Source organism: Salimicrobium humidisoli (genome assembly GCF_002295105.1).
GTDB lineage: Bacteria > Bacillota > Bacilli > Bacillales > Halobacillaceae > Salimicrobium > Salimicrobium humidisoli.
Genome location: NZ_NSGH01000002.1, coordinates 115,204 through 141,460, shown reverse-complemented (window position 1 = coordinate 141,460; position 26,257 = coordinate 115,204). Strand labels below are relative to the sequence as shown.

The window sequence follows — 26,257 nt, the reverse complement described above, 5'->3', positions numbered from 1 at the left end:
CTTACTTCCCATTCAGTGCTTTTTCGACTTCCCCTTTTGCATGGGCAGCGAGCATATGATCACTCTGCACCTTCAGTGCTTCATTGAAATAATCGAGGGCTGCTTCGGCTTCTTCTTTATAAATGCAGATCACGCCGAGGTTGTAGAAAGCATCCGCATGTTCCGGAACTATATCAAGAAGCGCCTTTAATACCCGTTCCGCTTCATCGAATTGTTCATTCTGTGCAAGACAGAGGCCGAACTGAAACTGAATGTCCACATCGTTCGGATCTATTTCGGCTGCCCGGGACAGATAGGGAAGAGCCAGCTTGTGATAATCCTGCTGAACGAGACTCATTCCGAGCAGAAAATAAACGTCCGCTTCATCCAGCCCTTTTTCGATCGCCTGCAGGAATTGATTCTGGGCTTTCGTAAAACTATCCTGTTCATAATACACATTACCGAGACCGTAATAAGCGGTGGCTGCAGTATCATCCAGCGAAATCGCACGTTCAAAAAACCTTTCTGCCCTTTCGTATTCCTGCATATGCAAAAGCAGATTTCCGAAGTTTATATAGCCGAGCGGCTCCCCGGGATTCTCCTCAATAACACCCGTAAACAATTTCGCAGCTTCCTCAAATTTCTGTTCCTGCATCCGGTCGATGCCCTGTTGCAGTTTATCCATGCCGATACCCCTTTCTTTTATGTAGGAAAAAAGCCATGCCGTATAACTACATGGCTTCCCTCTATTAACCGACGTGTTGCATCGGTTCCTCGTTCTTTTCGACTTCATCGATCGTGGCTCCTCCGAGACACACTTCGTTATCGTACAGAACAACTGCCTGGCCCGGTGTGATAGCGCGCTCCCGTTCATGGAACACAACTTTGATCCGGTTGTCCGTCAAAGGATGGACGGTGACTTTGGAGTCTTTCTGACGATATCGGAACTTGGCTGTACACTCGAATGAATCTTCGGGCACGCGATTGTCCATCCAGTTCATATCCACAGCAATTAAAGAATCGGAATAAAGCGCTTCGTGGTCAAAGCCCTGACCGACGTAGAGAATATTTTCGCTTACGTTTTTGCCGACGACGAACCACGGATCACCCGCACCGCCGATGCCGAGACCCTGACGCTGTCCGAGCGTATAATACATAAGACCGTCGTGCTCACCCTTAGTTTCCCCTTCCAACGTCTCCATTTTACCGGGTTGGGCAGGCAGATACTCGCTCAGAAATTCCTTGAAATTCCGTTCTCCAATGAAACAGATGCCCGTCGAGTCTTTCTTTTTGGCCGTTGCGAGTCCGTTTTCGAGGGCGATTTCCCGCACCTCCGGCTTCGGTATATCTCCGAGCGGGAACATAACTTTAGTCAGAGCTTCCTGGTCCAGCTGGTTCAGGAAATACGTCTGGTCTTTGTTCTCATCCACGCCCCGCAGCATTTCCACTCGTCCGTCCCGCTCCCGGACACGTGCATAGTGACCGGTAGCCAGATAATCGGCTCCAAGAGAGAGAGCATGGTCGAGAAAAGCTTTGAATTTAATTTCTTTGTTACACATTACATCCGGGTTCGGTGTCCGTCCGGCTTTGTATTCATCAAGAAAATACGTGAATACTTTATCCCAGTACTGTTTCTCAAAATTCACTGCATAATAAGGAATATCAAGCTGGTTACAGACACGGATGACGTCTTCATAGTCTTCCGTAGCGGTACACACGCCATTTTCGTCCGTGTCGTCCCAGTTTTTCATAAAAATGCCCACAACGTCATACCCCTGCTCTTTCAAAAGAAGAGCAGCCACGGATGAATCGACCCCGCCACTCATTCCGACAACCACCCGTGTGTCTTTCGGTTCTTTCATTAAGGATCCCTCCTATTTGTTTAATCTTCTGTAAATGGAAGCCACCCGTCGAGCAGCTTCTTTTACGTTCGTCTCGTTGTTCGCTGCTCCGAAACTGAAGCGTATGGAATTTCTCATACGTTCCGGATCATCAGGAAACATAGCGCTCAAAACGTGGGAAGGTTCAAAAGAACCGGCAGTACATGCGCTTCCGCTTGAAGCGGCTACTTTTTCCAGATCAAAATTCGTAAGCATCGTCTCTACGTCCATATTATGAAAACTGATATTGACGATGGCAGCTGTCGTATTCTGTCCGTTCACCTCGAACGACACTTCTTCCTCTTCAAGGACCGACAGGAACGATTTTTTGTAGTTTTCGTACTGCGCCACATTCTCCTGCCGGGTCTCTTCCATCATTTCCATCGCTTTTTCAAGACCTTTCACAGCCTGAACGTTTTCCGTGCCGGCCCGACGTTTCCGTTCCTGTTCCCCTCCGTAAGTCATCGGAGTGAGAGGTACACCTTCCCGGGCGAAAAGAAAACCGATGCCTTTCGGTCCATTAATTTTATGGCCGGAAAATGCTAGCAGGTCCACAGCCGTCTCCCTTACATCAATGTTCTCGATTCCAAGAGCCTGAACTGCGTCCGAATGGAAATAAGCCGGATGATTTTTCAAAGCTTCTCCGATCTCTTCCACGGGCTGCCGCACTCCTGTTTCATTATTCACCATCATAACAGAAACAAGTACTGTATCCTCGCGGAGCGCTTCTTCGACAGCTTCGGCCGTTACCGCTCCGTCCGGTTCCGGAGCGACGTACGTCACGTCAAATCCCTGTTTTTCCAAAGCGGCCACGGCGTGTAGTACAGCGTGATGTTCAATGGAAGTGGTGATGATGTGACCTTTATCCAATTCTCCCGTCACACCGAAAATCGCAAGGTTATCAGCTTCCGTTCCACCGCTTGTGAAAATGATTTCTTTTTCCCCGGCTCCGATGAAGGCAGCCACCTTCCGTCTCGCTTCATCCAGCACCTGTCGCGCTTTTCTTCCATACTGATGAATGCTGGAGGGGTTTCCGTATATTTCCCGGTAAACAGGTACCATAGCTTCAATCACTTCGTCGTGTACTGGCGTCGTGGCAGCGTGATCAAGATAAATTGCTTCCATAACTGATTTCCTCCTGGTCTTAAATGTAGAACATAAACTCATCCTGCGTCTGTTCTCCGGTATGATTCTTCAAATCTTCCAGAGTAGTCGTGTCGAGCACTTCCCTGACCGCATCCCTGATCCGCAGCCACAGTGCCTGTTTTGCCGGCTCCTCTTCTTCGATTCCTTCAACAGGGGTGATCGGTCCTTCGAGGACTCTGATCACATCTCCTGCCGTAATTTCGTCGGGACGATCCTTAAGCATATAGCCCCCGTAAGCACCGCGCACGCTTTTTACGAGACTGGCGTTTCTGAGAGGAGCGATAAGCTGTTCGAGGTAATGTTCGGATAAGTCGTTATCTCTCGCGATCTGCTTGAGAGACACAGGACCTTCCCCGTATTTTCTGGCCAGTTCAATCATTATCGTAAGACCATAACGTCCTTTGGTCGATATTTTCATTCTTCTCACCCTTCTTCATAAAAAACTTCAACAAACGCTTTGCCATAGGCAGGCTGTATCCTACCATTGTACCGAGCATAAGTGCTATAAATACTGTCCCTACACCTACCGGCCCCTGTAGCAGCCATCCGAGGACCGCCACGGATACCTCCATCACGTTCCTGGAAGTGGAGATCTTCCAGCCGAGCACATCGGAAAGCATCAGCATAAAGCTGTCCCTCGGTCCCGCACCTAGATCAGGAGCTACATAGATTCCTATCCCGAACGCCATAATCAGTGTCCCGAGCGCGAAAACGGTGATCTGCATCGCAAGCGTCTCGGGTTCTACAAGCATCCAGTTGAATATATCTATAAATACGCCTATCAGAATCATGTTTAAAATAGTTCCGAGTTTCGGCCACTGCCTGTAAAAAATGGAGGTGGCGACTACGATCGTTATCCCTGCGATTATCGACCACGATCCTATCGTAAGTCCGAGTTGCCTGTACAATCCGTAATGGAACACGTCCCACGGTCCGATACCAAGAGCCCGGCCCTGGATTGTAAGAGAGATACCGAACGCCAGAATAATGAGCCCGATGGTGAAAAACGACCACCGTAACTTTTTATTGTCAATAGTTTTCCGCATAATCAATCCTTCTCCCTATTTTACCACACGCCATTATACCATGAAGGGTGGAGTGCTTGCATTTTTTCTGTACAAACTCTACGATTATCGTATATTACCCACACCAAGGAGGACATAATGAGTCAACAACCACTGGCGTTTCGAATGAGACCTGCACACATAGAAGACATTATCGGCCAATCGCATCTCGTAAGCGAAGGGAAAACGTTACGGCGGATGATCGATTCCGGAAGACTTCTGTCAATGATTCTGTACGGCCCGCCCGGCACCGGAAAAACTTCCCTCGCTACAGCTCTTGCCAAGAGCCTGTCTCTCCCCTACAAAATATTGAATGCGGTGACGGATAAGAAGAAGGATATGGAAGTAGCTGTAGAAGAGGCGAAAATGCACGGAGGGATGGTGCTGATTCTGGATGAAGTTCACCGGCTTGATAAAGCCAAACAGGATTTCCTTCTTCCTCATATAGAAAAGAATACTATCACATTGATCGGCTGTACTACAAGCAATCCCTACCACTCGATCAACCCTGCAATCAGAAGCCGGGTGCATCTCTTTGAACTTGAGAAACTGTCTCTCGATGAAGTGAAGGAAACGATCGGACGTGCCGTAGATGCCGAGGAAGGCCTGGCCGATCTTTCCCTTGATATTTCCGAAGAAGCTCTCGATCACTTTGCACTGGCTTCGAACGGAGACTTGAGAGGGGCTTTGAACGGTCTGGAACTTGCCGCTTATTCAACGAAGGAAGATGAAAACGGAGTTATATCAATCGACTTGAGCGCTGCGGAGGAATCGATGCAGAAGAAAAGCTTCTCCCACGATAAAGACGGGGACGCACACTACGACGTATTATCCGCTTTTCAGAAATCGATTCGCGGGAGCGACGTCAACGCTGCTCTTCACTACCTCGGAAGACTGATAGAAGCCGGTGATCTCGAAAGTATCGCCAGAAGACTGGTTGTCATAGCCTACGAAGATATAGGAGTCGCCAATCCTCAAGCCGGCCCGAAAGCTTTATATGCGGTACAGGCAGCGGAACGTCTCGGTTTTCCCGAAGCGAGAATTCCTTTGGCGGTAGCCGTGACGGACTTATCACTATCACCGAAATCTAACAGTGCATACAAAGCACTCGATGCAGCTATATCGGATATTAAAAAAGGAAAAAGTGGGGAAGTTCCTGCTCACTTAAAAGATTCTCACTATAAAGGAGCGGAATCCCTCGGACACGGCGTCGATTACAAGTATCCTCACAATGCACCGGCGGGGTGGGTCAATCAGCAGTACCTCCCGGATGAAATTAAGGACAGGCGCTACTACGAACCGAAATCGAGCGGGAAATATGAGCAGGCGCTGCAGAAGGTTTACGAAAATATAAATCAGCAAAAGAAAAAATAGGGCAGCTGTAAGTGCTGAGCTGCAAACTAAAAACCCGACTCATTGAGTCGGGTTTACTTACATTAAAAAAATCAATCCCGATCGTGCCGTCGTGTCATGAGTTTTGAACCCGCTACTGGCAGGTGGGTGTCCTGTTCTGCATTTCTTGAGTCCTCTAAGTATAAATATACAACGAGGCATTCATTCCATGCAGAAACTTCGGACTCCCTTCTCATAAATGTTCGGTCAAAACGTACAGTTTTACAACGAACACATCAGGATTGATTTCTTTTACTTTGTATTCAAATCATAGCATATATGCATAACGTTATCAAGGAATCTTATTTCTTTTTGTTCAATTTCAGGTGCAGTTCCTCCAGCTGCTTCCCGGCAACTTCAGACGGCGCGTCCGTTAAAAGATCGGAAGCGGAAGCCGTTTTAGGGAACAGAATCGTGTCGCGGAGATTTTGGCGATGTGCCAGAATCATAATCAGCCGGTCCAGTCCGAAAGCAATCCCGCCATGAGGAGGTGCTCCGGAATCCAGTGCTTCCAGAAGGAATCCGAATTGTTCCGAGGCTTCTTCTTTGGAGAAACCGAGAGCTTCGAACATTTTTTCCTGAAGTTCGCGCTTATGAATACGAAGAGACCCTCCTCCAAGCTCATATCCATTCAGTACAATGTCGTAAGCTTCGGCCTGTACGCTCTCCGGGCGGTCGAGAAGATGCTGTTCGTCTTCAGCCGCCGGCATAGTGAACGGATGGTGGGCAGCGTAATACCTTCCATCGTCCTCGTTGTACTCAAACAGCGGCCAGTCCACCACCCAGAGAAAGTTGAAGCTGGAATGATCGATAAGGTTGAGACGGCTCGCCAGTTTCTGCCTGAGCGCTCCCAGACTCTCCTGAACCACCCCTGTTTTGTCGGCTACGAACAGCAGCAGGTCACCATCTTTGGCGTTAAGGGCTTCTTTAAGAGAAGAGGCTTCCGTCTCGCCGAAAAATTTAGCTATGGGACCGGTGATTTCCCCGTCCTTGATCTTCATCCAGGCAAGCCCTTTCGCTCCGTAAACCTTCACATCTTCGGTGAGCTGGTCTATATCTTTCCGGGAAAACTGGTCAGCCTGCCCTTCCACATTAATGGCACTCACCTGACCACCCGAAGAGACGGCTTTTTCAAAAACCTGAAAACCGCTCCGGGAAACAACCGAAGAAACGTTAACGAGCTCGAGTCCATACCGGGTGTCCGGTTTATCGGACCCGTATCTTTCCATAGCTTCCGTATAGGATAATCTCGGGAAAGGAGTATCGATCTCTAATCCTTTCACTTCTTTCATGACCGCTTTCATCATACCCTCTGTCATGCGCATAATGTCTTCTTTTGTTACGAAAGAAGCTTCGATATCCACCTGGGTGAATTCAGGCTGACGGTCCGCCCGGAGATCTTCGTCCCGGAAACACCGGGCGATCTGATAATATTTCTCGAATCCGCTCATCATCAGTAATTGTTTGAACAGCTGAGGGGACTGGGGCAGAGCGTAAAATCCGCCGCCATGAACACGGCTCGGCACAAGATAATCCCTTGCTCCTTCAGGTGTACTTTTAGTCAGAATGGGAGTCTCCATCTCCAGGAAATTATCGCTGTTGAGATAGTCACGGATGACCTGCGTCGTTTTATGACGGATGAGGAATGTCTCCTGCATCTCGCTTCTCCTCAGATCGATGTAGCGATGTTTCAATCTCACATCTTCTGCAACGTCCGTGTCGTTCTCGATCATGAAAGGAGGGGTTTTCGCTTTATTTAAAACCTGAACATCTGTCGCTACCACCTCGATACCCCCGGTGGCTACCTGTTCGTTGACAGTGCTCTCATCCCGCTGCACCACTTTTCCTTCCACTTCAAGGACATACTCGCTGCGCACCGATTCTGCTACCGCCAGTGCCTCTTTGGACGTTTCCGGATTAAACACCACCTGTACAATACCCGAACGGTCCCGGAGATCGATGAAAATAAGACCTCCGAGATCCCTCCGCTTCTGTACCCATCCTTTCAGTAACACGTTCTCTCCTTTGTGTTCTTCCCGTAACGATCCGCAAGACGTACGCTCCATTCTCTATTCCTCCTTCATTTTCTTCAGCTCGGCCGTAACATTTTCAAGGGAAACTTCCTTCTGTTCTCCCGTGGCCATATCTTTAACGTTCACCAGGTTGTTTTCCACTTCTCTCTCTCCAAGAATCAGCACTTTTTCAGCCTTCAGTCGATCCGCAGCCTTAAACTGTGCTTTCATTTTCTTATGGAGATAGTCTTTATCGACGCGAAGTCCTTCCGAACGTAATTTATCCACCAGTTTCACCGCTTCAAGCTCCGGCTTTTCACCGATTGCGACGATGTAACAATCAAGCTCTTCGTGTTTCGGCAGTTCCACCCCTTCGGCTTCCAGGGCCATCAGAAGACGTTCGATACTAAGAGCGAAACCTATACCCGGTGTCGCAGGACCGCCGATGTCCTCCACGAGTCCATTATACCGGCCGCCGCCGCTCAATGTTGTGATGGCTCCGAACCCTTCCGCCTCACTCATGATTTCAAAGGCTGTATGATTGTAGTAATCAAGCCCGCGTACCAGATTAGGATCGACTTCATAATCGATATCCATTGCGTCAAGATAAAACTTCACTTTTTCAAAATACGTTCTCGAGTACTCATTCAGAAAGTCCAGAATAGACGGAGCAGTCTTCATTGCCGGATGATCCCTGTCTTTTTTGCAGTCAAGTACCCGCAGCGGGTTTTCTTCAAGACGGATCTGACAGTCACTGCAAAGTTCCTCTTTATGAGGAGAGAAGTGGTTTACAAGTGCTTCCCTGTGCGCTTCCCTGCTTTCCTGATCCCCAAGACTGTTCACGATCAGTTTTAACGAAGAGAGACCGAGCTCCTGATATGCTTTCATCGCGAAAGATAAAACTTCGGCGTCTACAGCAGGATCTTCACTGCCAAGGGCCTCTATCCCGAATTGCACGAACTGGCGGGTTCTTCCCTGCTGAGGACGTTCATAGCGGAACATAGGGCCGATGTAGAAAAGTTTGGTAGGCTGGTTCGCAAGACCGTGAAGTTTGTTCTGTACGAATGAACGTACCACCGAAGCCGTGCCTTCGGGTCTTAACGTTATGCTCCGGCCACCCCTGTCTTCAAACGTGTACATTTCTTTCTGTACGATATCGGTGGAATCACCCACCCCGCGCTGAAAAAGCTCCGTATGTTCGAATATCGGCGTGCGAATTTCCTTGTAATTAAAGCGATGCGACAAATCTTTAAGAGCGTTTTCTATATATTGCCAATCCTCTATAGTTCCCGGCAGTATATCCTGAGTCCCTCTCGGCGCATTCATTGCCATAGCCATTCCTCCTGATTCATATTATGAATATTCATTGAACCTTACCGCTCAGGGCGACAGAGTCACTAAAAAAAGCCCCGCCCCTTTTTCTGCAGTGCTGCAGAAAAAGGGACGGGACTGCCCGTGGTGCCACCCTAATTGAAGATAATTCTTCCACTTTGGACCTTTAACGCAGGTTTTACGTCCGCACCTACCAATAACGTTCGGCACGGCACCTAAGAAACGTCTTTCACCGATGCATCATAGGGAAGTGTTCTCAGCCGTGACACTTCTTCTCTGAACTACGTGGGTACCGGTTACTTTTTCCCTCGATGGTTTTATCTTTAACTGAATTGCTTTCTATCATATAGACGTCCTGTCATTCTGTCAAGACTCACCGCTCTTTGCTGTCCAGAATCAATGTGACGGGTCCGTCGTTCACAAGGTCCACCTGCATCATTTCTCCGAAACTCCCGGTGACCACAGGGACTCCTTCCCTGCGGACGTAAGCGTTGAATTTCTCATACAGGTCATTGGCCATATCAGGCCTGGCAGCCTGCATGAAATTGGGCCTGCGGCCTTTTCTCGTATCGCCGAACAAAGTGAATTGAGATATCGACAGTATCTTCCCTTCCACGTCCACCGCAGAATAATTCATCTTTTCGTTTTCATCTTCAAAAATCCGCAGATGAGGTATTTTTTTCGCCAGATACAGAGCGTCTTCTTCCGTATCATCCCGGGAGACGCCAAGAAGAACTACGAGACCTTTATCCACTCTGCCCGGCTCTTTTCCCTCAGCCGTAACTTTCGCTTCGGTCGTCCGCTGTACTACTGCTTTCATTTGATTTCACCTCTATTGCATTACTCTCCGTACCGTATATACTTCCTGGATCTGTTTGATTCTCTCCACTATCTTCCTGAGATGGGAAGTATTCTGAATCAGTATTGTAATATTGATTGTAGCCATCTTATTGCGGTCGGATCTTCCTGAAACTGCCGTAATATTCGTTTTCGTTTCGTTGACGGCCTGTAACACTTCATTGACAAGACCTCTCCGGTCATACCCCCAGATCTCGAGATCCACGTGATACTGTTTGCCGTTATCTTCCTCTTCTTCCCATTTAACGGGCAGGAGACGGTCTTTAGCTTCTTCAGTCTTGACGTTCGGACAGTCGGTCCGGTGCACAGACACACCGCGGCCTTTCGTTATATATCCGATAATTTCGTCACCCGGCACCGGACTGCAGCACTTGGCCAGGCGGACGAGCAGATTGTCGACCCCCTCCACTACGACTCCGGCATCTTTTTTCACGTTGGGCTGTTTTTTTAAATCTTTTTTGTTTACATTGGCTACCGTATCTTCCAGAGCCTCCTGCTTTTCTTTCTCACGACGGATCCTCTCCGTAAGACGGTTCGCTACCTGAATTGCAGTGATTCCCTGATATCCTACCGCTGCATACATATCTTCAAGCGAGGTGAAATTGAATTTATCGAGCACCCGCTGAATATTATCCTGCGTCAGCACCTCTTTCGGAGACAGGTGAATGTTCTTTATTTCGCGTGCCACTGCGTCCCGGCCTTTGGAAATGTTCTCTTCCTTCCGCTGCTTCTTGAAAAATTGCTTGATTTTATTTTTTGCCTGGGAAGTCTGGGCAATATTCACCCAGTCTTCAGAAGGACCATAGGAATGTTTCGAAGTCATCACTTCTACGATGTCTCCGGTCTTCAGCACGTAATCAAGAGGCTCCATTTTGCTGTTGACTTTGGCACCTATGGTCTGATTACCGATTTCCGTATGGATCCGGTATGCAAAATCAAGAGGGTTCGAACCATACGGCAGTTCGATCACATCACCTCTCGGAGTGAAGACGTAAACCATATCGGAGAAAAGGTCCATTTTTAAAGATTCCATAAATTCTTCCGCATCATGGGTCTCACTCTGCCATTCCATAATTTCACGGAACCAGGACAATTTTTCTTCAAAGGACTGGGTGCTGCCGGACTGTTTCCCTTCCTTATATGCCCAGTGGGCAGCAATGCCGTATTCGGCGATTTCGTGCATGTCATGTGTTCGGATCTGCACTTCGAGAGGATCGCCTTTCGGGCCGATGACCGTCGTATGCAGAGACTGATACAGGTTCGGCTTCGGCATGGCGATATAATCCTTGAAGCGTCCCGGCATCGGTTTCCAGCACGTGTGTATAATGCCCAATACTGCATAACAGTCTTTAATGCTGTTTACCAGAATACGTACGGCAAGCAGATCGTATATTTCGTTAAACTGTTTGCTTTGCAGCACCATTTTTTTATAAATGCTGTACAGATGCTTCGGGCGGCCGTCCAGATCAGCCTCTATATTCACATTATCGAGCTCGCCCCTTATCTGATTGATGACTTCATCCACGTAGTGCTCCCGCTCATTTCTTTTCTGTTTCATAAGGTGCACGATACGGTAATACTGCTGGGGATTCAGATAACGCAATGCTGTATCTTCCAGTTCCCACTTGATAGTTGAAATACCGAGACGATGAGCGAGAGGTGCAAAAATCTCCAGAGTTTCGTTGGAAATTCTCCGCTGTTTCTCAGCCGGAAGGTGTTTGAGAGTCCTCATGTTATGAAGTCTGTCTGCAAGTTTAATCAGAATGACACGAAGATCCTTCGCCATTGCAACGAACATCTTCCTGTGATTCTCGGCCTGCTGTTCTTCTTTGGACTTATATTTGATTTTCCCTAATTTAGTTACTCCGTCCACGAGCATAGCGACTTCCTCATTGAAAGTCTCCTTCAGATCTTCCACCGTTACGCCCGTGTCCTCCACCGTATCATGAAGAAAGCCGCTGGCTATCGTTTCAGCATCGAGTTCCAGATTGACGAGGATCCCGGCTACCTGGACCGGGTGTATAATATAAGGCTCCCCTGACTTTCTATACTGATCACGATGTGCCCAGGCTGCATATTCATGGGCTTTCCGAATAAATTGTAACTCTTCTTCATTCAGATAATGTCTTGCCCCATCAATCACTTCTTCCGCAGTCAACACATTATCATTCGCCATAACAATCACCCTGATTTCTATATGTTGAATTATCTTTCACTGAAATGCTGAACATAACCTCCGCCTTTCCAAGGGAAATGATAGCAAAAGAGCGCCCTTACAGAGGGCGCACTCTTCTACTCGTATTGCATTAGTGTCAGTACATCGTATCCTTCGAGCTTGTCTCTGCCGTTCAGGTATTGAAGTTCGATGAGAAAGGCACACCCGGCCACTTCTCCGCCCAGCTGTTCCACCAGATCTATAGTTGCTTCAATTGTACCTCCGGTAGCGAGCAGGTCGTCGATGATAAGTACGCGCTGGCCAGGTTTTATTGCATCTTTGTGTATAGCCAGGATGTTCTGGCCGTATTCCAGACCGTAATCCACTTCAATCGTTTCCCGGGGAAGTTTTCCTTTCTTGCGAATCGGGGCAAAACCTATTTCAAGAGCGTAGGACACAGGGCACCCTACTATAAAGCCACGGGCTTCAGGACCTACTACGATGTCGATGTCGCGCTTTTTGGCATAAGTCACGATGTCATCCACAGCTGCTTTAAAAGCAGGACCGTTATCCATAAGGGGAGTGATGTCTTTAAACTGAACTCCCTCTTTCGGCCAGTTTTCAACAATTGCTATATGTTCTTTATAATCCATATCCTATTTCCTCCTTGACTTCCGCCCCTGTAATTTGCAGCCGGGTTTCCATCCAATCTTTCAATTCTTTATATGTCGAATAGTATAGTACTTTTTCAACTTCCATCTGTTCCTGTCTCGTCTGGAACGTCCGGGATTCTGTCAGGCTTTTCTGTTCGGGTTGTGTGTTCATAAACAATTGACCATCTTTTATTGTAACAAAACCCAAATCAAAAAACACGTTACAAATGAATTTTATCGAATCGACTTTCCATCCCTTGTGTCTTGCGAGAAGAGCCGAATCTTTTTCAAGGTCAAACGTTTTCTTCTTCTTCAGCATTCCATAAAAGTACTTGAAATGTTCCCGGGACGGCAGCGTCTGCATGAACGCATCGTCTCTCAAAGAGTAGACGGCGTAAATACGCTCAGGTGATACCTCCCCGAGGAGCACATGCAGATCTTCAAGCCGTTCGGGGAGATCGAGTAAAATCAAGGTACTGTAATCTTTGACCCTGCTGTCGTTGAACCCAATCACCGGTAACTCTCCGGGTCCTTCCGTCTGCAACCCGAAAGTGACACAGGCGGCTTCGTCTTTCTGGAAGGAAGGTAAAGACTTCTGCAAATGTTTCGTTCCTCTCCAGTCGAACAGCTGCCACTCTTTCACTGCAATGTCTTCCACCATCATCTGTGGTTTCCTCGTTCCGTTCCACTCGTTGATACTCAGCTGCCCTACCATATCTATCGGAGACTGAGGAGCGATCGAGTGATATGCGTCTCCCTGTCCGAACGCGATAGCGTCGAGACGGGAGCCGTTCTGCTCCAGCGTTACTTTCATATGATTCTTTTTGCTGCCTATCAGCCTCAATTCCTTCGCTTTGCTTCTGACGTGGAAATACGGTTTCGGATTAGCCATTCCGAATGGCCGCAGCTGATTGACGAATTCTATCTGCTGTAATGACACTTCACTGAGATCGAGACTCATCGTGACAGGTAGTGACTGACCGTAGTCCTCCGGCGAAAGTTTTTCTCTCGCCAGTCGGGACAACTCTTCTCGTAGCGAAATTATATTGTCCTCCGCCAGTGTCATGCCTGCAGCCTGGGAATGCCCACCGAAGTGAAGAAACAGTTCCCTGTGCTCCATGCAATTTTCAAACATATCATAGGCATCTATACTTCTGGCGGATCCTTTTGCCTGACCTTTCTCCTTATCAATGGTAAGAACAATCGCAGGCCTGTCGAATTTCCTCACAAGCTTGGAAGCGACGATACCGAGCACTCCGGCATTCCAGCCTTCCCTGGCCACCACAATCACTTCATCTTTCACATCTTCCCCGAGCAGTGCCTCGGCTTCGTCAGCTATTTCCTGAACAATTTTCTGACGCTCTTTATTCAGTTCCTGAACGAACCCGGCCAGTTCCTGTGCCTCTTCTTCATCCCCGGTAAGTAAAAGATCCACGGCAGGAGAAGCATCCTGCAGGCGACCGACTGCGTTCATTCTTGGACCTATCATAAATCCGACCGCTTCTTCGTCTACGTCTCCGTCTATGCTATTCAAATTTTTCAGTTGACGAAGCCCCGGACGCCTCGTCTTTGTAATAGCCTCAAGTCCGAAGGAAACAAGTATCCTGTTCTCATCTTCAAGTGGCACCAGGTCGGCGACCGTTCCTATAGCTACAAGATCGAGCAGGTGAACCGGCTTTTCTTCCAGAAGAGCGTGGGCGAATTTGAACGCCACCCCGACTCCTGCCAGTTCCTGAAAAGGATACTGGAGAGAAGTTTTCGGATGCAGAATCGCAAATGCCTCAGGCAGTTCGTTCTGAACTTCGTGGTGATCCGTAATAATGAGATCGATCCCCAATTCTTTTGCAACTTTCGCTTCTTCCACAGCGGCTATACCGTTGTCCACTGTAATTATAAGCGTGTATCCCTGTGCGGAGGCCCATCTGAATGCATTTTCGTTTGGACCGTATCCTTCCGTAAACCTGTTAGGAATATAAAAGTCGCATTCCGCTCCGAGCGATCGCAGACACTCCATCATTAACGCTGTCGAACTGACACCGTCCGCGTCATAATCCCCGAAAATCAGAATGGGCTCTCCGTAATGGATAGCCTCTTTGACCCGGTTCACAGCTTTCCGCATTCCGTTTATGAGAAAAGGATCATGTAAATCAGCAAGCGCCGGGTGCAAAAACCTGTTTCTTTCCTCTTCCGTATGCAAGCCGCGCTGCTCCAGTAACTCATTTATCAACTCCTGCCTGTTGGCAGAATCCGAACTGTATGTAAAATCCCATTTCATTTTACTTTTTAACATAACGACACCCCTGACCTGTTAATTATACTAAAGGCCGGGGGTGTGAACAACCATATTACCTGTCCTTATGTTTATCCGGCTCATCGTTCGAGCCTTTCTCCTCATCCTTTTCACTGACGGTTGGCTCTTCCGGTGTATTTTCCGTGCCGTTCTGCATTTTCTTCTCCAGAGAACGGTAATTCTGTTTCAGCCGGAAATACCGGAGTGAGCCTACGGAAGCAGTTATAATTCCACCCATCAGTACGGAGATGAGGATGACAAGTATGAGGGGAGCTTCACCGGATCCGAATAAATAGTCCACTTGTACAGGATCCACGTTAATGACTGCAAATATAGCTACTAAAAGAGCAAATATAATGGCCAGTATAATGTAAGTCTGTCCCTTCACGACAGCCACCTCCTTTCTTCTGTAGTATACCCCCGCGGAAAGTGATTCAATCAGAAAACAGGTAAGCCCGGCCCCCCTTTTTCCAGCGAATAGAAAGAGTAAGTGTCATCTGTCGGCTTTCCTTCCTTTCGTAAGCTGTGAAACGGAACGAAGGTAACGTTTATGCCGGAATCGTGACATTCACCGCTCCTTCATACCTCTCAACGTCACGAAAAGAACATTATCCTTACCTTCGCATCTGAAGGGAAGGATAACAGGCTCGCTCCGGGCAGAGGTGCCCAATCCATCTCCCCCTTACTCGTAAGAAATACAAAAACCGAACACAAGGGTCCGGTTTTTGTTATCTGCTATTCAATTGTGCCGAAAACTTTTCGTTATTATACCTGCGGTCCGTTCGTTTTCTTCTTCTCAGAGTACTCGATCGGTTTCTTCTCGATCGTACGTCCTCTCATTACCAGCCAGAGCTGTGCGGCAATAAAGAGTGAAGAGTACGTACCGGCTACGAGTCCTACTACAAGAGCAAATCCGAAATTCGTTATAGAGGAAGCTCCGAACAGGAAGATCATCAATGCTGCGAACACCACGGTGATTACAGTATTGAAACTCCTTGCAAGCGTCTGCATCAGACTTTCGTTGACCACTTTCGCCAGTTCACCGAAGGTCTTCACTTTCCGCTTAAGTTTCAAGTTTTCGCGTATCCTGTCGAAGGTGACGATTGTATCATTGACGGAATACCCGACGATTGCCAGAATGGCGGCAATTATCGTTATATCGAATTCAAGCCTGGTTATGCTGAATAGAGCTATGATAAAGAAAGCATCGTGCAACAGGGCCAGAATTGCCGTGAGTGCAAAAAAGAACTCGAATCGGATCGTAACATAAATAACGATTCCTATAGAGGCATAGAGAACAGCCAGGGCTGCGTTCTTGGCCAGTTCCTGTCCCACTATCGGAGATACAGTACTTACGTTGGGCGTGTTGCCATATTTTTCTTCATAGTGGGCCTGGATTTCTCCTACCTTATCTTTCGGAAGAACCGTTTCGAACCGGGCCACAGCAATTTCGTCGTTGTCCCCTGAAATCACTATCTGTTTCGGAGTGACGCCGAATTCTTCCTCGAGCGTCTCTTCCACCTGGGGAGCTTTGATATTACCATCGGAAAGAATAGACACTCTGGATCCGCTTGTGAAATCAATACCTAAGTTAAGTTTGAATATCATAAGCGCGATACCGCCGGCGGCGATCAGTATAATCGAAACTGCAACGAATCGCTTCCGTAACCCTGCAAAATCGAAAGTTTTACCTTTTACAGTCGTATTCACCGGTGTTGTATCATTAATATCCTGGATTTGTGAAGGTTTCACCCCGAACCAGCCGGGACGTTTATTCAGCAGACGGCTGTGGATCCACAGACCCATGAAAAGACGGGTACCGAACACGGCGGTGATGAAGCTTACCAATATGCTCACTATCAGCATCGTGGCAAATCCTTTAACGGAACTCGTTCCGAATATGAACAGTACGCCTGCAGCTATCAGTGTAGTTATGTTCGCATCAAGGATAGTCGCAAGAGATCGCTTATTCCCCGATTTGAAAGCGGACATCACCGATTTACCGGATTTCAATTCTTCTTTGATACGTTCATACGTTATGATGTTCGCATCTACAGCCATACCTACCCCCAAAATAAGAGCGGCTATCCCGGGCAGTGTCAGCACCCCGTTCATGAGTTCGAACACTACAAGTATAAGGTATATATATACGGAAAGTGTGACTGCTGCAATAATCCCCGGAAAACGGTAGTAGGCAATCATGTAAAGGAAGATTAGCGCAATACCTATCGCTCCGGCAATAACGGTTTTATTCATCGCCTGCTCCCCGAACTGTGCTCCGACGGACGTCGAGTACATTTCTTCGAGGTTCACGGGAAGCGATCCGGCGTTCAGCATGTCGGCCAGCTGTTTGGCTGATTCCACCGTAAAGTTCCCGTCAATCTGGACGTCCGTGCTTCTGATCGGCTCATCATTATTAAATCCGAGAGCGGAAATATACGCCGGGTCTTCTTTTCCATACTCTTCCGGGAACGTCGTCTCGGACTCGTTATAGTCGAGCCAGATGACCATCATCCGGTCGTCATACGGAGTCTCCGGATCCTGTTCCTTGCTCGTAATAGTATCCGAAACTTCGTAAAATTCCTGGGCACTTTCCATTTTCACAGTAACCACAGGCTGGTTCGTGTTGGCATCAAACGACTGCTGGGCACTGCCCTCGACAATATCACTGCCATCAAGGTATTCATTGCCCTCTACGTCACGAAAAGACAGTTCAGCGGTCGTCGACAGTAATTCTCTCGCTTCCTGCTGGTTATCGACACCCGCAAGCTGCACCCTGATCCTGTTGGGCTCTTCGATGTTGATATTTGCTTCACTGATACCAAGGGAGTCCACCCTTTCTGTCAGTGACTGTACAGTCGCTTCAAGTACTTGACGGTTGACTTCCTGTTCCTCATCGATCGGATCCACCTCATAGAGAATCTCGAATCCTCCCTGAAGGTCGAGCCCGAGCTTGATGTCTTTGGCAACACCCGTAACAGTCGTGCCTATCATCGTTCCAAGTAAAGCTACTATAAGAAAAAAGGCGACAATGCGACCTCGTTTTTTCATTTCCTTCGCTCCCCCTTATCGTCCCTATCTTCAGGGACTCTTTCCTCTTGACTTCAATCGTACGGGACTTTCTTTGATTCACAAAAGCAGCCCCTGCTTGCATTGCATACCTTTTTCATCAATATATTATCACTGTTTCACCATTGTCCGCCCGTGCTTTCATAATATCCTCCCGTCCTTAAAAAGAGGGCAGATAAGCGTACACCCTCCGCGAACCACAGAGGCGCCGGCCTATATGTACAAGCATATAATCTATTGTAGCGGAAAATCATTTCTTTGAGAAGATGAACACGCTATTCATTGAAAAACTGTACTGAATGGTCAGATTGTTACAGGCAGTTTTAAGTCGAAAGAATTCCAAAACATACCCTCACAATAAAAAACAAAGAGTGACTCCCGGCCTAATGCAGGAATCACTCTTTTTCCTCAGGTATCGATAAAATCCGGCTTCTGTTATAAGCCGTCTTTCATTTACCGGGTCTTAGTCGTTCTTTCTTTCTCTGACTGAGGAACGATCCATCTTCAACGAAGAGCCATCGTTAACCGTAACGACGACGGTGCCTTCGTCAAGCGCGTGAATCGTACCATGAATGCCGCCGATTGTAATGATTTCATCACCTTTTTGCAGTTCGGATTGCATCTGCTGCACTTGTTTTTGCTTTTTCTGTTGAGGACGAATCAGCAAAAAGTAAAAGATAACAAACATTAAAATAATAGGCAGTAGCCCTATCAATGTTTCCATCTCTGTCTTCCCCCCCTAAAAGTTTTTCGCATCTGGCCTGTTGAAACCATATTGTTCAAAGAATTCTTCACGGAAATCTCCGAGTCTGTCTTCTTTAATGGCTTCTCGCACTTGCCTCATCAATTTTAACAGAAAATACAGGTTATGATAAGTAGTAAGTCTGATTCCGAACGTTTCGTTCGATTTTACGAGGTGACGGATATAAGCTCTCGAATAGTTACGACACGTATGACAATCACAATTTTCGTCGATCGGCCCGAAATCACGGGCGAATTTAGCGTTACGGACGACCAGACGTCCGTTAGACGTCATACAGGTACCGTTACGGGCTATGCGTGTCGGAAGCACACAGTCGAACATGTCGATCCCCCGTATTGCACCATCCACCAGGGAATCAGGGGATCCTACGCCCATGAGATATCTCGGCTTATCTGTAGGCAGCAAAGGAGTCGTCGATTCAAGCATCCTGTTCATTACATCTTTCGGTTCCCCGACCGACAGACCGCCGATCGCATACCCGGGGAAGTCCAGCGATGTAAGATCACGCGCACTCTGTTTCCGCAGATCTTCGTATTCCCCGCCCTGAACGATACCGAACAGGCCCTGATCGTGGGGACGTTTATGAGCCGACAAACAGCGCTCCGCCCAGCGGCTCGTCCTCTCTACGGAATCCTTCATATACTTATGTTCTGCAGGGTAAGGCGGGCATTCATCAAATGCCATCATAATATCCGCGCCGAGCTGATTCTGTATGTGCATCGCTTTCTCCGGAGAAAGGAACAGCTTTTCCCCGCTTATATGGTTACGGAAATGGACGCCTTCCTCTTCGATTTTTCTCAGATCACTGAGACTGAAAACCTGGAAACCTCCCGAATCTGTAAGGATAGAACCTTTCCAGTTCATAAATTTGTGAAGACCCCCGGCCTCTTCGACGATATCCGCTCCCGGACGCAGCCAGAGATGATAAGTGTTCGAAAGAATCATACCGGCCCCCATGGACTCAAGCTCTTCCGGACTCATCGTCTTAACGGTCGCTAACGTACCTACAGGCATGAACGCAGGGGTTTCGAACGTTCCGTGAGGAGTATGGACCTTCCCTAACCTTGCACCTGTCTGCTTACATGTTTTTATATGTTCATATGTTACTGCCATCTGTATCTTCCACTCCTACTTTAAAATTAGCATTGCATCCCCGAAACTGAAGAAACGGTATCTCTTTGTCACCGCCCTGCGATAGGCTTCCAGTATGAATTCTCTGCCGGCAATCGCACTCACAAGCATAATCAGCGTGGACTTCGGAAGATGGAAATTCGTCACGAGTCCATCGATTGATTCCACCTGGTGCGGAGGATAGATGAAAATGTCCGTCCACCCGCTCTGCGCCACAAACCGCTGATGTTCCCGGTAGATCGTCTCAAGCGTCCGGGTAGACGTCGTACCTACCGAAATGATGCGCCCACCGTTTTCCCTTATACGATTTAGCGTCCCGGCTGAGTCTTCCCCCAGGGTATAAAACTCTGCATGCATGTCGTGTTCTTCTACGTTCTCCACACTCACCGGTCTGAACGTTCCGAGGCCTACGTGCAAAGTGAGATATACTAGTTCAACCCCCGACTCCTCCAATTCCCGGAGCAGCCTTTCCGTAAAATGAAGACCGGCCGTGGGCGCAGCAGCCGATCCCTCTTCTTTTGCATAAACCGTCTGGTAACGGTCACGGTCTTCCAGTTGCTCGGTAATGTACGGAGGGAGTGGCATTTCTCCGAGAGAATCCAGCACTTCAAGGAAGATGCCCTCGTAAGAAAACTCGACGATTCTCCCGCCATGCTCCAGCTCTTTTGTACAAACGGCTTTCAGTCGTCCGTCACCAAAGGTGAGTTCCGTACCTTCCTTCACTTTTTTGGCAGGCTTCATCAGTACTTCCCATTCGTCGCCTTCGCGCTGATGAAGAAGAAGCACTTCCACTTTTCCTCCCGTATCTTCTTTCACGCCATACAGCCGCGCAGGAAGTACTTTTGTATCGTTCAAAACGAGACAGTCTCCGGGGTGGAGATAATCTTTCACATCCGAGAATACCCGGTGTTCTATCTTTTCTGCTTCCGTGTTAAGAACCATAAGACGGGAAGAATCCCGATCCTTAAGCGGCGTCTGGGCGATGAGTTCTTCCGGCAGTTCAAAATCGTATTCATTGATATCTGTTGTCATTATCCTTCAACCTCACTTCAATCTGCTGACTATATAAAATATTAAAGACAAAATAATGCTCACGACGATCGACGTCATTACCGGAAAATAAAAAGTCGTATTTCCCTTCTTAAAAATCAGATCTCCCGGAAGTTTACCGATAAAGGCTCCAATGATTCCAAACAAAAGAAAAACGATGCCGATAATGATAAAGATTTTACTGAACTCGTTCATGTCCCTCCGGGCGTCTCCCGGTCAAAGTGCATGTAAGTTTTAGGAGTAGCCGTCCGGCCCCTCGGCGTTCTCTGTATGTACCCTTTCTGTAACAGGAAAGGTTCATACACATCTTCGATAGTCTGGGATTCTTCTCCGATGGTGGCCGCCATCGTATCAACACCGACAGGTCCCCCGCGGAAAGAGTCCATCAGCGCAAGAAGGAGTTTGTGATCGATGTGATCCAGCCCGTCTTCATCCACCTGCAGCATACCGAGCGCTTCACGGGCAGTAGCAAGAGAAATTTCACTTTCCCCTTTCACCTGGGCTATATCCCGTACGCGTTTCAGCAGACGGTTGGCAATCCTCGGAGTGCCCCGGGAGCGGCTGGCAATTTCGTCCGAGGCTTCTTCATCTATCGTTACATTGAAAATTTCCGCCGTTCTTCTGATGATGTCGGAAAGAGCTTCGTTCGAATAGAATTCAAGCCGGCCATGCACCCCGAACCGGTCACGGAGCGGAGCCGACAGCAGTCCTGCCCTGGTGGTGGCTCCCACGAGAGTGAACGGCGGCAGGTCGAGACGGACGGATCTCGCGCTCGGACCGGTGCCGACCACAATATCAAGACAGAAGTCTTCCATTGCCGGATACAGCACCTCCTCCACGGAACGCGGAAGGCGATGAATTTCGTCGATAAACAGAACATCCCCCGCCTCGAGCGAAGAAAGGATGGCCGCAAGATCTCCGGCTCTTTCTACGGCCGGACCGGAAGTCGTCCGAAACTGCACTTCCATTTCGTTGGCGATTATGGAGGCAAGCGTTGTTTTACCAAGGCCCGGCGGTCCATAAAGCAACGTATGATCCAGAGGTTCTTCCCGCATTTTCGCAGCCTCTATAAATATACTGAGATTGTGTTTCGTTTTTTCCTGACCGATATACTGGGAGAGAAGTTCAGGTCTTAAACTTTGTTCGATTTCATCTTCTCTTCCCTGCTGTTCCCCGGAAATGATCCGATCTTCCATAGGATGTTGCTCCTTTCTATGTCTTCAGTAGTAACTGCAGTCCCTGTCTTACGTAATCATCCACCCGGTCCGCTTCCATCGTCTGAAGTTCGGGCTTTATCGACCTTAGTTCCTTATCCGAATAACCCAGAGCTTCCAGTGCCTCCAGTGCTTCCGCAATAAGCGACTGATCGGCTCTTGCTTTGGTATAGAAGATGGTCGCTTCATTCTCTTCCTCGGGCAGCCAGTCGACCAGTTTCCCTTTCAGATCCAGAATCATCTGTCTGGCGGTTTTCTTTCCGACCCCGGGAAATTTAGTCAGATATTTATCATCTTCCCGTTCAATGGCACTGATGAAATCCGATACGCTCACTCCGCCAAGAATGGCCAGCGCCCCTTTTGGTCCGATTCCCGAAACGCTGAGCAGCCTGGCAAACAGTCGTTTATCTTCTTTTTTCGGGAAACCGAAAAGAATTTGAGCGTCTTCCCGCACGTGATGGTATGTATATATTTTCACTTCTTCCCCGAGTTTCGTTTCAAAATAAAAAGGGTTGGCACAATAAACTTCATAGCCAAGACCTTGAACTTCCACATTAATGGTTTCTTCTTCTACCGCTGTCAATGTACCCTTAACGTATGCAATCATTCATTTCGCTCCATTCCTGCGTTGTCCCTGATATTATAACATACATACACACGTTCGTATGAGAAAAAGTGATGACGTTGCGTCTGTAGATATTTCTATACAAAAAGAGTGATTTCCTTTAAATGTAAAGAAAACCACTCTTTCCAACGACGAATTCAGGTCAGCTTCTCCAGTACTTCCTGATCGGCATCAAGGTTATGCCAGATATCCTGAACGTCGTCATTATCTTCGAGCATATCAATGAGCTTCAGCATTTGCTCCACAGTCTCTTCCTCCTCCAGAGGAGTGTAAGTCTGAGGAATCATAGTCACTTCAGCTGTCTGCACAGGATAAGCTTCCAGCGCGTGTTTTACATTTTGAAAATTTTCGGGTTCCGTATATATTTCAAAAAAGTCATCCGTAGTCTCAAGCTCATCTGCACCCGCTTCGATCGCTTCAAGCATAATATCATCCTCTTCCACTTCCGTGGCGGAGCGGTCGATGGTGATGAATCCTTTTCTGTCGAACATAAAGGAAACGCACCCGTTTTCCCCCAAATTCCCTCCATGTTTACTGAAGGCGTGACGGACTTCGGGAGCCGTTCTGTTTTTATTGTCTGTCAGCACGTTGACCATGACGGCGACTCCTCCGGGACCATATCCTTCATACACGACGTCTTCGTATTCATTTCCTCCGACATCGCCCTTAGCTTTTTTTACGGCTCTGTCGATATTATCTTTCGGCATATTATTCGATCTGGCTTTTTCTATAGCTAACCGCAAATCCGGGTTCATCTCCGGATCCGGATCTCCCTGTTTTGCAGCAACGAAGATTTGGCGAGCCAGCTTCTGGAAAAGTTTTCCCCGTTTCGCATCCTGAGCACCTTTACGATGTTTAATGTTACTCCATTTTGAATGACCGGCCATGGTGCATTCTCCTCTCCAAATCAAGTTTTTTCCTTTAATAACTATATCAAAATTCATTCCTCTGTCAAAACTGTACACTTTTTCATTAAAAAACGTGCCTCGGAAGGCACGTTTTACTTCATTACGGGAGAAGAAGTTTCAATTTCATAACTTGGATACGTGCCGAGGACTTTAAGTCTGCAGCCAAGTGCTTCCAACTCCTGCTGTACTCCCGGGAAGAGTACCTGATCATACGGCTGGTCCACGTCCACAAGGAAGAAATAATTGCCGAGACCCGTCTTCATAGGGCGTGACTCGATCTTCGACAAGTTCATTTTTCTCCAGGCAAAAGCAGCGAGAACCTGATGAAGCGCTCCAACGTAGTCCTGAGGGAGAGTGACCATTACGGTAGTTTTGTGTTTTTTCACAGGCTGATCTTTCACTTTCAACGTTTTCGGCTCTTTTTGCACTACAGCGAACCTCGTGTGATTGTTGTCATAATCATGAATGTTACCTTCCAGAATATTCAGCCCGTTCATTTCGGCAGCCAGATGATTACCGATAGCCGCTGCGTGCACACCTTTTTCCCTGACGATTTCGGCTGCCCGCCCCGTAGAAGCAGTATAATGGATTGCCGCTTCCGGATAATGCTTGTGCAAATACTGATGGCACTGGGCAATCGCATGACTGTGAGAATGAATTTCGGTTATGTCGTGTTCGTCATACTCCGGATGCGTCAGCAGGTGCTGACGTATGGGAACAGTAAGCTCTGCTATAATCGCCTGGTTCACCTGATGGATCAAATAATCGATGGTAAGATGAACGGATCCTTCGATCGCATTTTCAAGCGGGACGACCCCCGTATCGATTTCTCCCGCTTCTACTGCATCAAGACAGGCAGGGATGGTATCGAAGCTTACAAACTCCCCGCCGTCGAACAAAGAATCCACCGCCATTTTCGTAAAAGTACCCTTCGGTCCCAGATACCCTATCTTTTGCGTCTCCATTCTATCACCCCTCCATTGTTAAGCACCGGAACTTAAAACTTCCACATTATCGACGAAGGAAAGTCCCTGCATATCCTGCATCAGACTGTTCATCTCCTCCGTCATCCCCGCCGTATTAAGCGACAGGGTAACATTCGCCTTTCCCTGGATAGGGATCGTCTGGTGTATCGTGAGTACGTTGCACCCGAACCCGGCAGCCACTGCAAGCAGGTTCGAAAGACTCCCCTTCTGATCTTCCAGGTGAAAAAACAGTGTAACGATCTGTTCTTTTACCATCGTCTGGAATGGGTAAACAGCATCCTTGTATTTATAATAAGCGCTTCGTGATAAACCGACGTCGCGGACAGCTTCGTATATGGACTCGGCTTTTCCACGCTCGAGCATGGCTTTCACATCAAGTGTTTTTTTCATCGCTTCCGGAAGTATATCACTTCGTACCAGATAAAATTTCTCGCTGTAATCTGCCATGACTTCACCCCCGTTAACCGTCTACAAATTCAAATTCAAATTCAAGCAGGCGAATCGTATCGCCGTGTTCGGCCCCTTTCTTCCGGAGGGCCTCATCCACACCCATGCTGCGCATCTGCTGTGCGAACCGGTTGACAGCCTGGTCGTGATCGAAGTTCGTCCGGCGGAAAAGCGACTCTATCTTCTCTCCATAAAGTACGTAAGCCCCATCATCATCTCTCGTAATATGAAAGGCAGGTGCTTCTTTCTCATATTTATACAGAACTCTGTTTTCCGTAGTAACTTCCTCTTTCACTTCTTTAGGAATCCGGTCCAGTTCATCCGCCACTGCGTAAAGGATTTCATCCAATCCGCTTCTGGTAATCGCAGAAAGAGGATAGATCCGCAAGTTTTCCTTTTCGGTTTCGGCACGGAATTTTTCCAGATTTTCTTCCGAATCGGGCAAATCCATTTTATTGGCAATCACTATTTGAGGCCTGTCTTTAAGACTTTCATCATAGGAGGCGAGTTCGTGATTGATAGCTACGTAATCTTCGTAAGGATCTCGCGCTTCCATCCCCGACATATCTATAACGTGCAGTATTACTCTGGTCCGCTCGATGTGCCTGAGGAATTGATGTCCCAGTCCTACACCTTCGTGCGCCCCTTCGATAAGACCCGGAAGATCGGCCATAACGAAACTGCGTCCATCCTTCGTTTCCACTACACCAAGATTAGGATTCAGGGTAGTGAAGTGATAGTCGGCCACTTTCGGCTTCGCGGCAGTAACGGTGGAAAGGAACGTGGACTTACCTACACTCGGAAAACCTACCAGCCCGACATCCGCCAGCAGTTTCAGCTCTAACTGGACGTCGAGTTCCACTCCGAGCGTACCATTCTCGGAGATTTCCGGTGCACGGTTTCTGGCAGTCGCAAATTTGGCATTTCCACGGCCGCCACGCCCGCCTGCAGCAATGACAGCCCGCTGCTTGTGCTCCAGCAAATCTGCTATCAGTTCGCCGGTAGCCGCATTCCGGACGGTAGTGCCCGGGGGTACCGGGACTACAAGATCATCAGCATTTTTCCCGTGTTTCTTCTGGTTCATACCGTTTTCGCCACGTCGGGCCTTGAAGTGACGCTGGTAACGGAAGTCCATGAGCGTGTTCAAACCCTCATCCACTTCGAAAACCACGTCTCCGCCCCGGCCGCCGTCTCCGCCTGCAGGACCGCCTCTCGGAACATATTTCTCTCTGCGATAGGCGACGAGGCCGTTACCCCCATCTCCCGCTTTTACATATATTTTCACCTGATCGACAAACATATA

Annotated in this window: 24 protein-coding genes, 1 other RNA gene and 1 other annotated feature; of the genes, 1 reads left to right on the top strand and 24 read right to left on the bottom strand. The window is 48.1% G+C overall.

Features of this window, described 5'->3' with window-relative positions; all coding sequences use genetic code 11:
- Nucleotide 1: 1 nt before the first annotated feature.
- The 5 genes from CKW00_RS02030 to CKW00_RS02010 all read right to left on the bottom strand — a co-directional run bounded on the left by CKW00_RS02030 (nucleotide 2) and on the right by CKW00_RS02010 (nucleotide 4,051).
- Nucleotides 2-664 carry a tetratricopeptide repeat protein gene (locus CKW00_RS02030; RefSeq protein WP_095821144.1) on the bottom strand — a complete coding sequence of 221 codons (663 nt, stop codon included), beginning with the start codon at nucleotides 662-664 and terminating at the stop codon, nucleotides 2-4.
- A 64-nt stretch (nucleotides 665-728) separates the two neighbouring features.
- Entirely contained in the window at nucleotides 729-1,841 is a 1,113-nt protein-coding gene (mnmA, locus tag CKW00_RS02025) for a tRNA 2-thiouridine(34) synthase MnmA (RefSeq protein ID WP_095821143.1), read from the bottom strand.
- Nucleotides 1,842-1,853: 12 nt separating this feature from the next.
- Nucleotides 1,854-2,984, bottom strand: a complete 1,131-nt coding sequence (locus CKW00_RS02020; protein ID WP_095821142.1) for a cysteine desulfurase family protein — start codon at nucleotides 2,982-2,984, stop codon at nucleotides 1,854-1,856.
- 19 nt (nucleotides 2,985-3,003) lie between these two features.
- Nucleotides 3,004-3,423, bottom strand: a complete 420-nt coding sequence (cymR, locus tag CKW00_RS02015; RefSeq protein ID WP_008588689.1) for a cysteine metabolism transcriptional regulator CymR — start codon at nucleotides 3,421-3,423, stop codon at nucleotides 3,004-3,006.
- On the bottom strand, nucleotides 3,377-4,051 hold the full coding sequence (locus CKW00_RS02010; protein ID WP_095821141.1) for a YczE/YyaS/YitT family protein: 675 nt from the start codon (nucleotides 4,049-4,051) through the stop codon (nucleotides 3,377-3,379). The genes cymR and CKW00_RS02010 overlap by 47 nt, the downstream gene beginning before the upstream one ends.
- A 117-nt stretch (nucleotides 4,052-4,168) precedes the next feature.
- Here CKW00_RS02010 and CKW00_RS02005 point away from each other — a divergent pair, with 117 nt between their 5' ends.
- Nucleotides 4,169-5,443: a replication-associated recombination protein A gene (locus CKW00_RS02005; protein WP_095821140.1), complete on the top strand. Its 1,275-nt coding sequence runs from the start codon at nucleotides 4,169-4,171 to the stop codon at nucleotides 5,441-5,443.
- 70 nt (nucleotides 5,444-5,513) lie between these two features.
- On the opposite strand, the gene ssrS is transcribed toward CKW00_RS02005, so the two are convergent.
- The 19 genes from ssrS to obgE form a co-directional block, all read right to left on the bottom strand.
- Nucleotides 5,514-5,707, bottom strand: a non-coding RNA gene (ssrS, locus tag CKW00_RS02000) — 6S RNA.
- Between the two features lie 56 nt (nucleotides 5,708-5,763).
- Nucleotides 5,764-7,527, bottom strand: a complete 1,764-nt coding sequence (gene aspS / locus CKW00_RS01995) for an aspartate--tRNA ligase (protein WP_095821139.1) — start codon at nucleotides 7,525-7,527, stop codon at nucleotides 5,764-5,766.
- Nucleotides 7,528-7,530: 3 nt separating this feature from the next.
- Nucleotides 7,531-8,805 carry a histidine--tRNA ligase gene (gene hisS, locus CKW00_RS01990; RefSeq protein WP_095821138.1) on the bottom strand — a complete coding sequence of 425 codons (1,275 nt, stop codon included), beginning with the start codon at nucleotides 8,803-8,805 and terminating at the stop codon, nucleotides 7,531-7,533.
- A 104-nt stretch (nucleotides 8,806-8,909) separates the two neighbouring features.
- Nucleotides 8,910-9,126, bottom strand: a binding site (T-box leader).
- A gap of 52 nt (nucleotides 9,127-9,178) precedes the next feature.
- Nucleotides 9,179-9,625, bottom strand: coding sequence for a D-aminoacyl-tRNA deacylase (gene dtd, locus CKW00_RS01985; RefSeq protein ID WP_095821137.1), 447 nt, complete (start codon nucleotides 9,623-9,625; stop codon nucleotides 9,179-9,181).
- A gap of 12 nt (nucleotides 9,626-9,637) precedes the next feature.
- Nucleotides 9,638-11,839: a RelA/SpoT family protein gene (locus CKW00_RS01980; RefSeq protein ID WP_095821136.1), complete on the bottom strand. Its 2,202-nt coding sequence runs from the start codon at nucleotides 11,837-11,839 to the stop codon at nucleotides 9,638-9,640.
- A 116-nt stretch (nucleotides 11,840-11,955) separates the two neighbouring features.
- Nucleotides 11,956-12,471: an adenine phosphoribosyltransferase gene (locus tag CKW00_RS01975; RefSeq protein WP_008588678.1), complete on the bottom strand. Its 516-nt coding sequence runs from the start codon at nucleotides 12,469-12,471 to the stop codon at nucleotides 11,956-11,958.
- The gene (gene recJ / locus CKW00_RS01970; RefSeq protein WP_095821135.1) at nucleotides 12,461-14,761 is read right to left on the bottom strand and encodes a single-stranded-DNA-specific exonuclease RecJ; all 2,301 of its coding nucleotides are present in this window, start codon (nucleotides 14,759-14,761) and stop codon (nucleotides 12,461-12,463) included. The genes CKW00_RS01975 and recJ overlap by 11 nt, the downstream gene beginning before the upstream one ends.
- Nucleotides 14,762-14,816: 55 nt before the next feature.
- Nucleotides 14,817-15,149 (bottom strand): LapA family protein, encoded by a 333-nt coding sequence (locus CKW00_RS01965; RefSeq protein ID WP_008588675.1) that lies wholly within the window; start codon nucleotides 15,147-15,149, stop codon nucleotides 14,817-14,819.
- Between the two features lie 377 nt (nucleotides 15,150-15,526).
- A complete protein-coding gene (gene secDF / locus CKW00_RS01960; protein ID WP_095821134.1) occupies nucleotides 15,527-17,812 on the bottom strand; it encodes a protein translocase subunit SecDF in 2,286 nt (761 codons plus the stop codon).
- A gap of 481 nt (nucleotides 17,813-18,293) precedes the next feature.
- Nucleotides 18,294-18,554 carry a preprotein translocase subunit YajC gene (yajC, locus tag CKW00_RS01955; RefSeq protein ID WP_095821133.1) on the bottom strand — a complete coding sequence of 87 codons (261 nt, stop codon included), beginning with the start codon at nucleotides 18,552-18,554 and terminating at the stop codon, nucleotides 18,294-18,296.
- A gap of 15 nt (nucleotides 18,555-18,569) precedes the next feature.
- Nucleotides 18,570-19,706 carry a tRNA guanosine(34) transglycosylase Tgt gene (tgt, locus tag CKW00_RS01950; protein ID WP_008588672.1) on the bottom strand — a complete coding sequence of 379 codons (1,137 nt, stop codon included), beginning with the start codon at nucleotides 19,704-19,706 and terminating at the stop codon, nucleotides 18,570-18,572.
- A gap of 15 nt (nucleotides 19,707-19,721) precedes the next feature.
- Nucleotides 19,722-20,756 (bottom strand): tRNA preQ1(34) S-adenosylmethionine ribosyltransferase-isomerase QueA, encoded by a 1,035-nt coding sequence (gene queA / locus CKW00_RS01945; RefSeq protein WP_095821132.1) that lies wholly within the window; start codon nucleotides 20,754-20,756, stop codon nucleotides 19,722-19,724.
- Between the two features lie 12 nt (nucleotides 20,757-20,768).
- A complete protein-coding gene (locus CKW00_RS01940) occupies nucleotides 20,769-20,969 on the bottom strand; it encodes a DUF2905 domain-containing protein (RefSeq protein WP_008588670.1) in 201 nt (66 codons plus the stop codon).
- Entirely contained in the window at nucleotides 20,966-21,970 is a 1,005-nt protein-coding gene (gene ruvB / locus CKW00_RS01935) for a Holliday junction branch migration DNA helicase RuvB (RefSeq protein WP_095821131.1), read from the bottom strand. Before ruvB ends, CKW00_RS01940 begins: the two co-directional genes overlap by 4 nt.
- 16 nt (nucleotides 21,971-21,986) lie before the next feature.
- The gene (gene ruvA, locus CKW00_RS01930; protein ID WP_076569803.1) at nucleotides 21,987-22,595 is read right to left on the bottom strand and encodes a Holliday junction branch migration protein RuvA; all 609 of its coding nucleotides are present in this window, start codon (nucleotides 22,593-22,595) and stop codon (nucleotides 21,987-21,989) included.
- Between the two features lie 155 nt (nucleotides 22,596-22,750).
- The gene (locus tag CKW00_RS01925; protein WP_008588667.1) at nucleotides 22,751-23,500 is read right to left on the bottom strand and encodes a YebC/PmpR family DNA-binding transcriptional regulator; all 750 of its coding nucleotides are present in this window, start codon (nucleotides 23,498-23,500) and stop codon (nucleotides 22,751-22,753) included.
- A gap of 113 nt (nucleotides 23,501-23,613) precedes the next feature.
- The gene (gene pheA, locus CKW00_RS01920; RefSeq protein ID WP_008588666.1) at nucleotides 23,614-24,486 is read right to left on the bottom strand and encodes a prephenate dehydratase; all 873 of its coding nucleotides are present in this window, start codon (nucleotides 24,484-24,486) and stop codon (nucleotides 23,614-23,616) included.
- 18 nt (nucleotides 24,487-24,504) lie between these two features.
- Complete coding sequence (locus CKW00_RS01915) at nucleotides 24,505-24,954, bottom strand: ACT domain-containing protein (protein WP_008588665.1); 450 nt, start codon at nucleotides 24,952-24,954, stop codon at nucleotides 24,505-24,507.
- A 13-nt stretch (nucleotides 24,955-24,967) separates the two neighbouring features.
- On the bottom strand, nucleotides 24,968-26,254 hold the full coding sequence (gene obgE, locus CKW00_RS01910; protein WP_095821130.1) for a GTPase ObgE: 1,287 nt from the start codon (nucleotides 26,252-26,254) through the stop codon (nucleotides 24,968-24,970).
- Nucleotides 26,255-26,257 lie beyond the last annotated feature (3 nt).

What these genes read in the sequence shown, in the direction of transcription:
- CKW00_RS02030 (WP_095821144.1), bottom strand. Translation starts at nt 664, where the DNA reads ATGGATAAACTGCAACAGGGCATCGACCGGATGCAGGAACAGAAATTT.
- mnmA (WP_095821143.1), bottom strand. Translation starts at nt 1,841, where the DNA reads ATGAAAGAACCGAAAGACACACGGGTGGTTGTCGGAATGAGTGGCGGG.
- CKW00_RS02020 (WP_095821142.1), bottom strand. Translation starts at nt 2,984, where the DNA reads ATGGAAGCAATTTATCTTGATCACGCTGCCACGACGCCAGTACACGAC.
- cymR (WP_008588689.1), bottom strand. Translation starts at nt 3,423, where the DNA reads ATGAAAATATCGACCAAAGGACGTTATGGTCTTACGATAATGATTGAA.
- CKW00_RS02010 (WP_095821141.1), bottom strand. Translation starts at nt 4,051, where the DNA reads ATGCGGAAAACTATTGACAATAAAAAGTTACGGTGGTCGTTTTTCACC.
- CKW00_RS02005 (WP_095821140.1), top strand. Translation starts at nt 4,169, where the DNA reads ATGAGTCAACAACCACTGGCGTTTCGAATGAGACCTGCACACATAGAA.
- aspS (WP_095821139.1), bottom strand. Translation starts at nt 7,527, where the DNA reads ATGGAGCGTACGTCTTGCGGATCGTTACGGGAAGAACACAAAGGAGAG.
- hisS (WP_095821138.1), bottom strand. Translation starts at nt 8,805, where the DNA reads ATGGCAATGAATGCGCCGAGAGGGACTCAGGATATACTGCCGGGAACT.
- dtd (WP_095821137.1), bottom strand. Translation starts at nt 9,625, where the DNA reads ATGAAAGCAGTAGTACAGCGGACGACCGAAGCGAAAGTTACGGCTGAG.
- CKW00_RS01980 (WP_095821136.1), bottom strand. Translation starts at nt 11,839, where the DNA reads ATGGCGAATGATAATGTGTTGACTGCGGAAGAAGTGATTGATGGGGCA.
- CKW00_RS01975 (WP_008588678.1), bottom strand. Translation starts at nt 12,471, where the DNA reads ATGGATTATAAAGAACATATAGCAATTGTTGAAAACTGGCCGAAAGAG.
- recJ (WP_095821135.1), bottom strand. Translation starts at nt 14,761, where the DNA reads ATGTTAAAAAGTAAAATGAAATGGGATTTTACATACAGTTCGGATTCT.
- secDF (WP_095821134.1), bottom strand. Translation starts at nt 17,812, where the DNA reads ATGAAAAAACGAGGTCGCATTGTCGCCTTTTTTCTTATAGTAGCTTTA.
- yajC (WP_095821133.1), bottom strand. Translation starts at nt 18,554, where the DNA reads ATGGAAACATTGATAGGGCTACTGCCTATTATTTTAATGTTTGTTATC.
- tgt (WP_008588672.1), bottom strand. Translation starts at nt 19,706, where the DNA reads ATGGCAGTAACATATGAACATATAAAAACATGTAAGCAGACAGGTGCA.
- queA (WP_095821132.1), bottom strand. Translation starts at nt 20,756, where the DNA reads ATGACAACAGATATCAATGAATACGATTTTGAACTGCCGGAAGAACTC.
- CKW00_RS01940 (WP_008588670.1), bottom strand. Translation starts at nt 20,969, where the DNA reads ATGAACGAGTTCAGTAAAATCTTTATCATTATCGGCATCGTTTTTCTT.
- ruvB (WP_095821131.1), bottom strand. Translation starts at nt 21,970, where the DNA reads ATGGAAGATCGGATCATTTCCGGGGAACAGCAGGGAAGAGAAGATGAA.
- ruvA (WP_076569803.1), bottom strand. Translation starts at nt 22,595, where the DNA reads ATGATTGCATACGTTAAGGGTACATTGACAGCGGTAGAAGAAGAAACC.
- CKW00_RS01925 (WP_008588667.1), bottom strand. Translation starts at nt 23,500, where the DNA reads ATGGCCGGTCATTCAAAATGGAGTAACATTAAACATCGTAAAGGTGCT.
- pheA (WP_008588666.1), bottom strand. Translation starts at nt 24,486, where the DNA reads ATGGAGACGCAAAAGATAGGGTATCTGGGACCGAAGGGTACTTTTACG.
- CKW00_RS01915 (WP_008588665.1), bottom strand. Translation starts at nt 24,954, where the DNA reads ATGGCAGATTACAGCGAGAAATTTTATCTGGTACGAAGTGATATACTT.
- obgE (WP_095821130.1), bottom strand. Translation starts at nt 26,254, where the DNA reads ATGTTTGTCGATCAGGTGAAAATATATGTAAAAGCGGGAGATGGGGGT.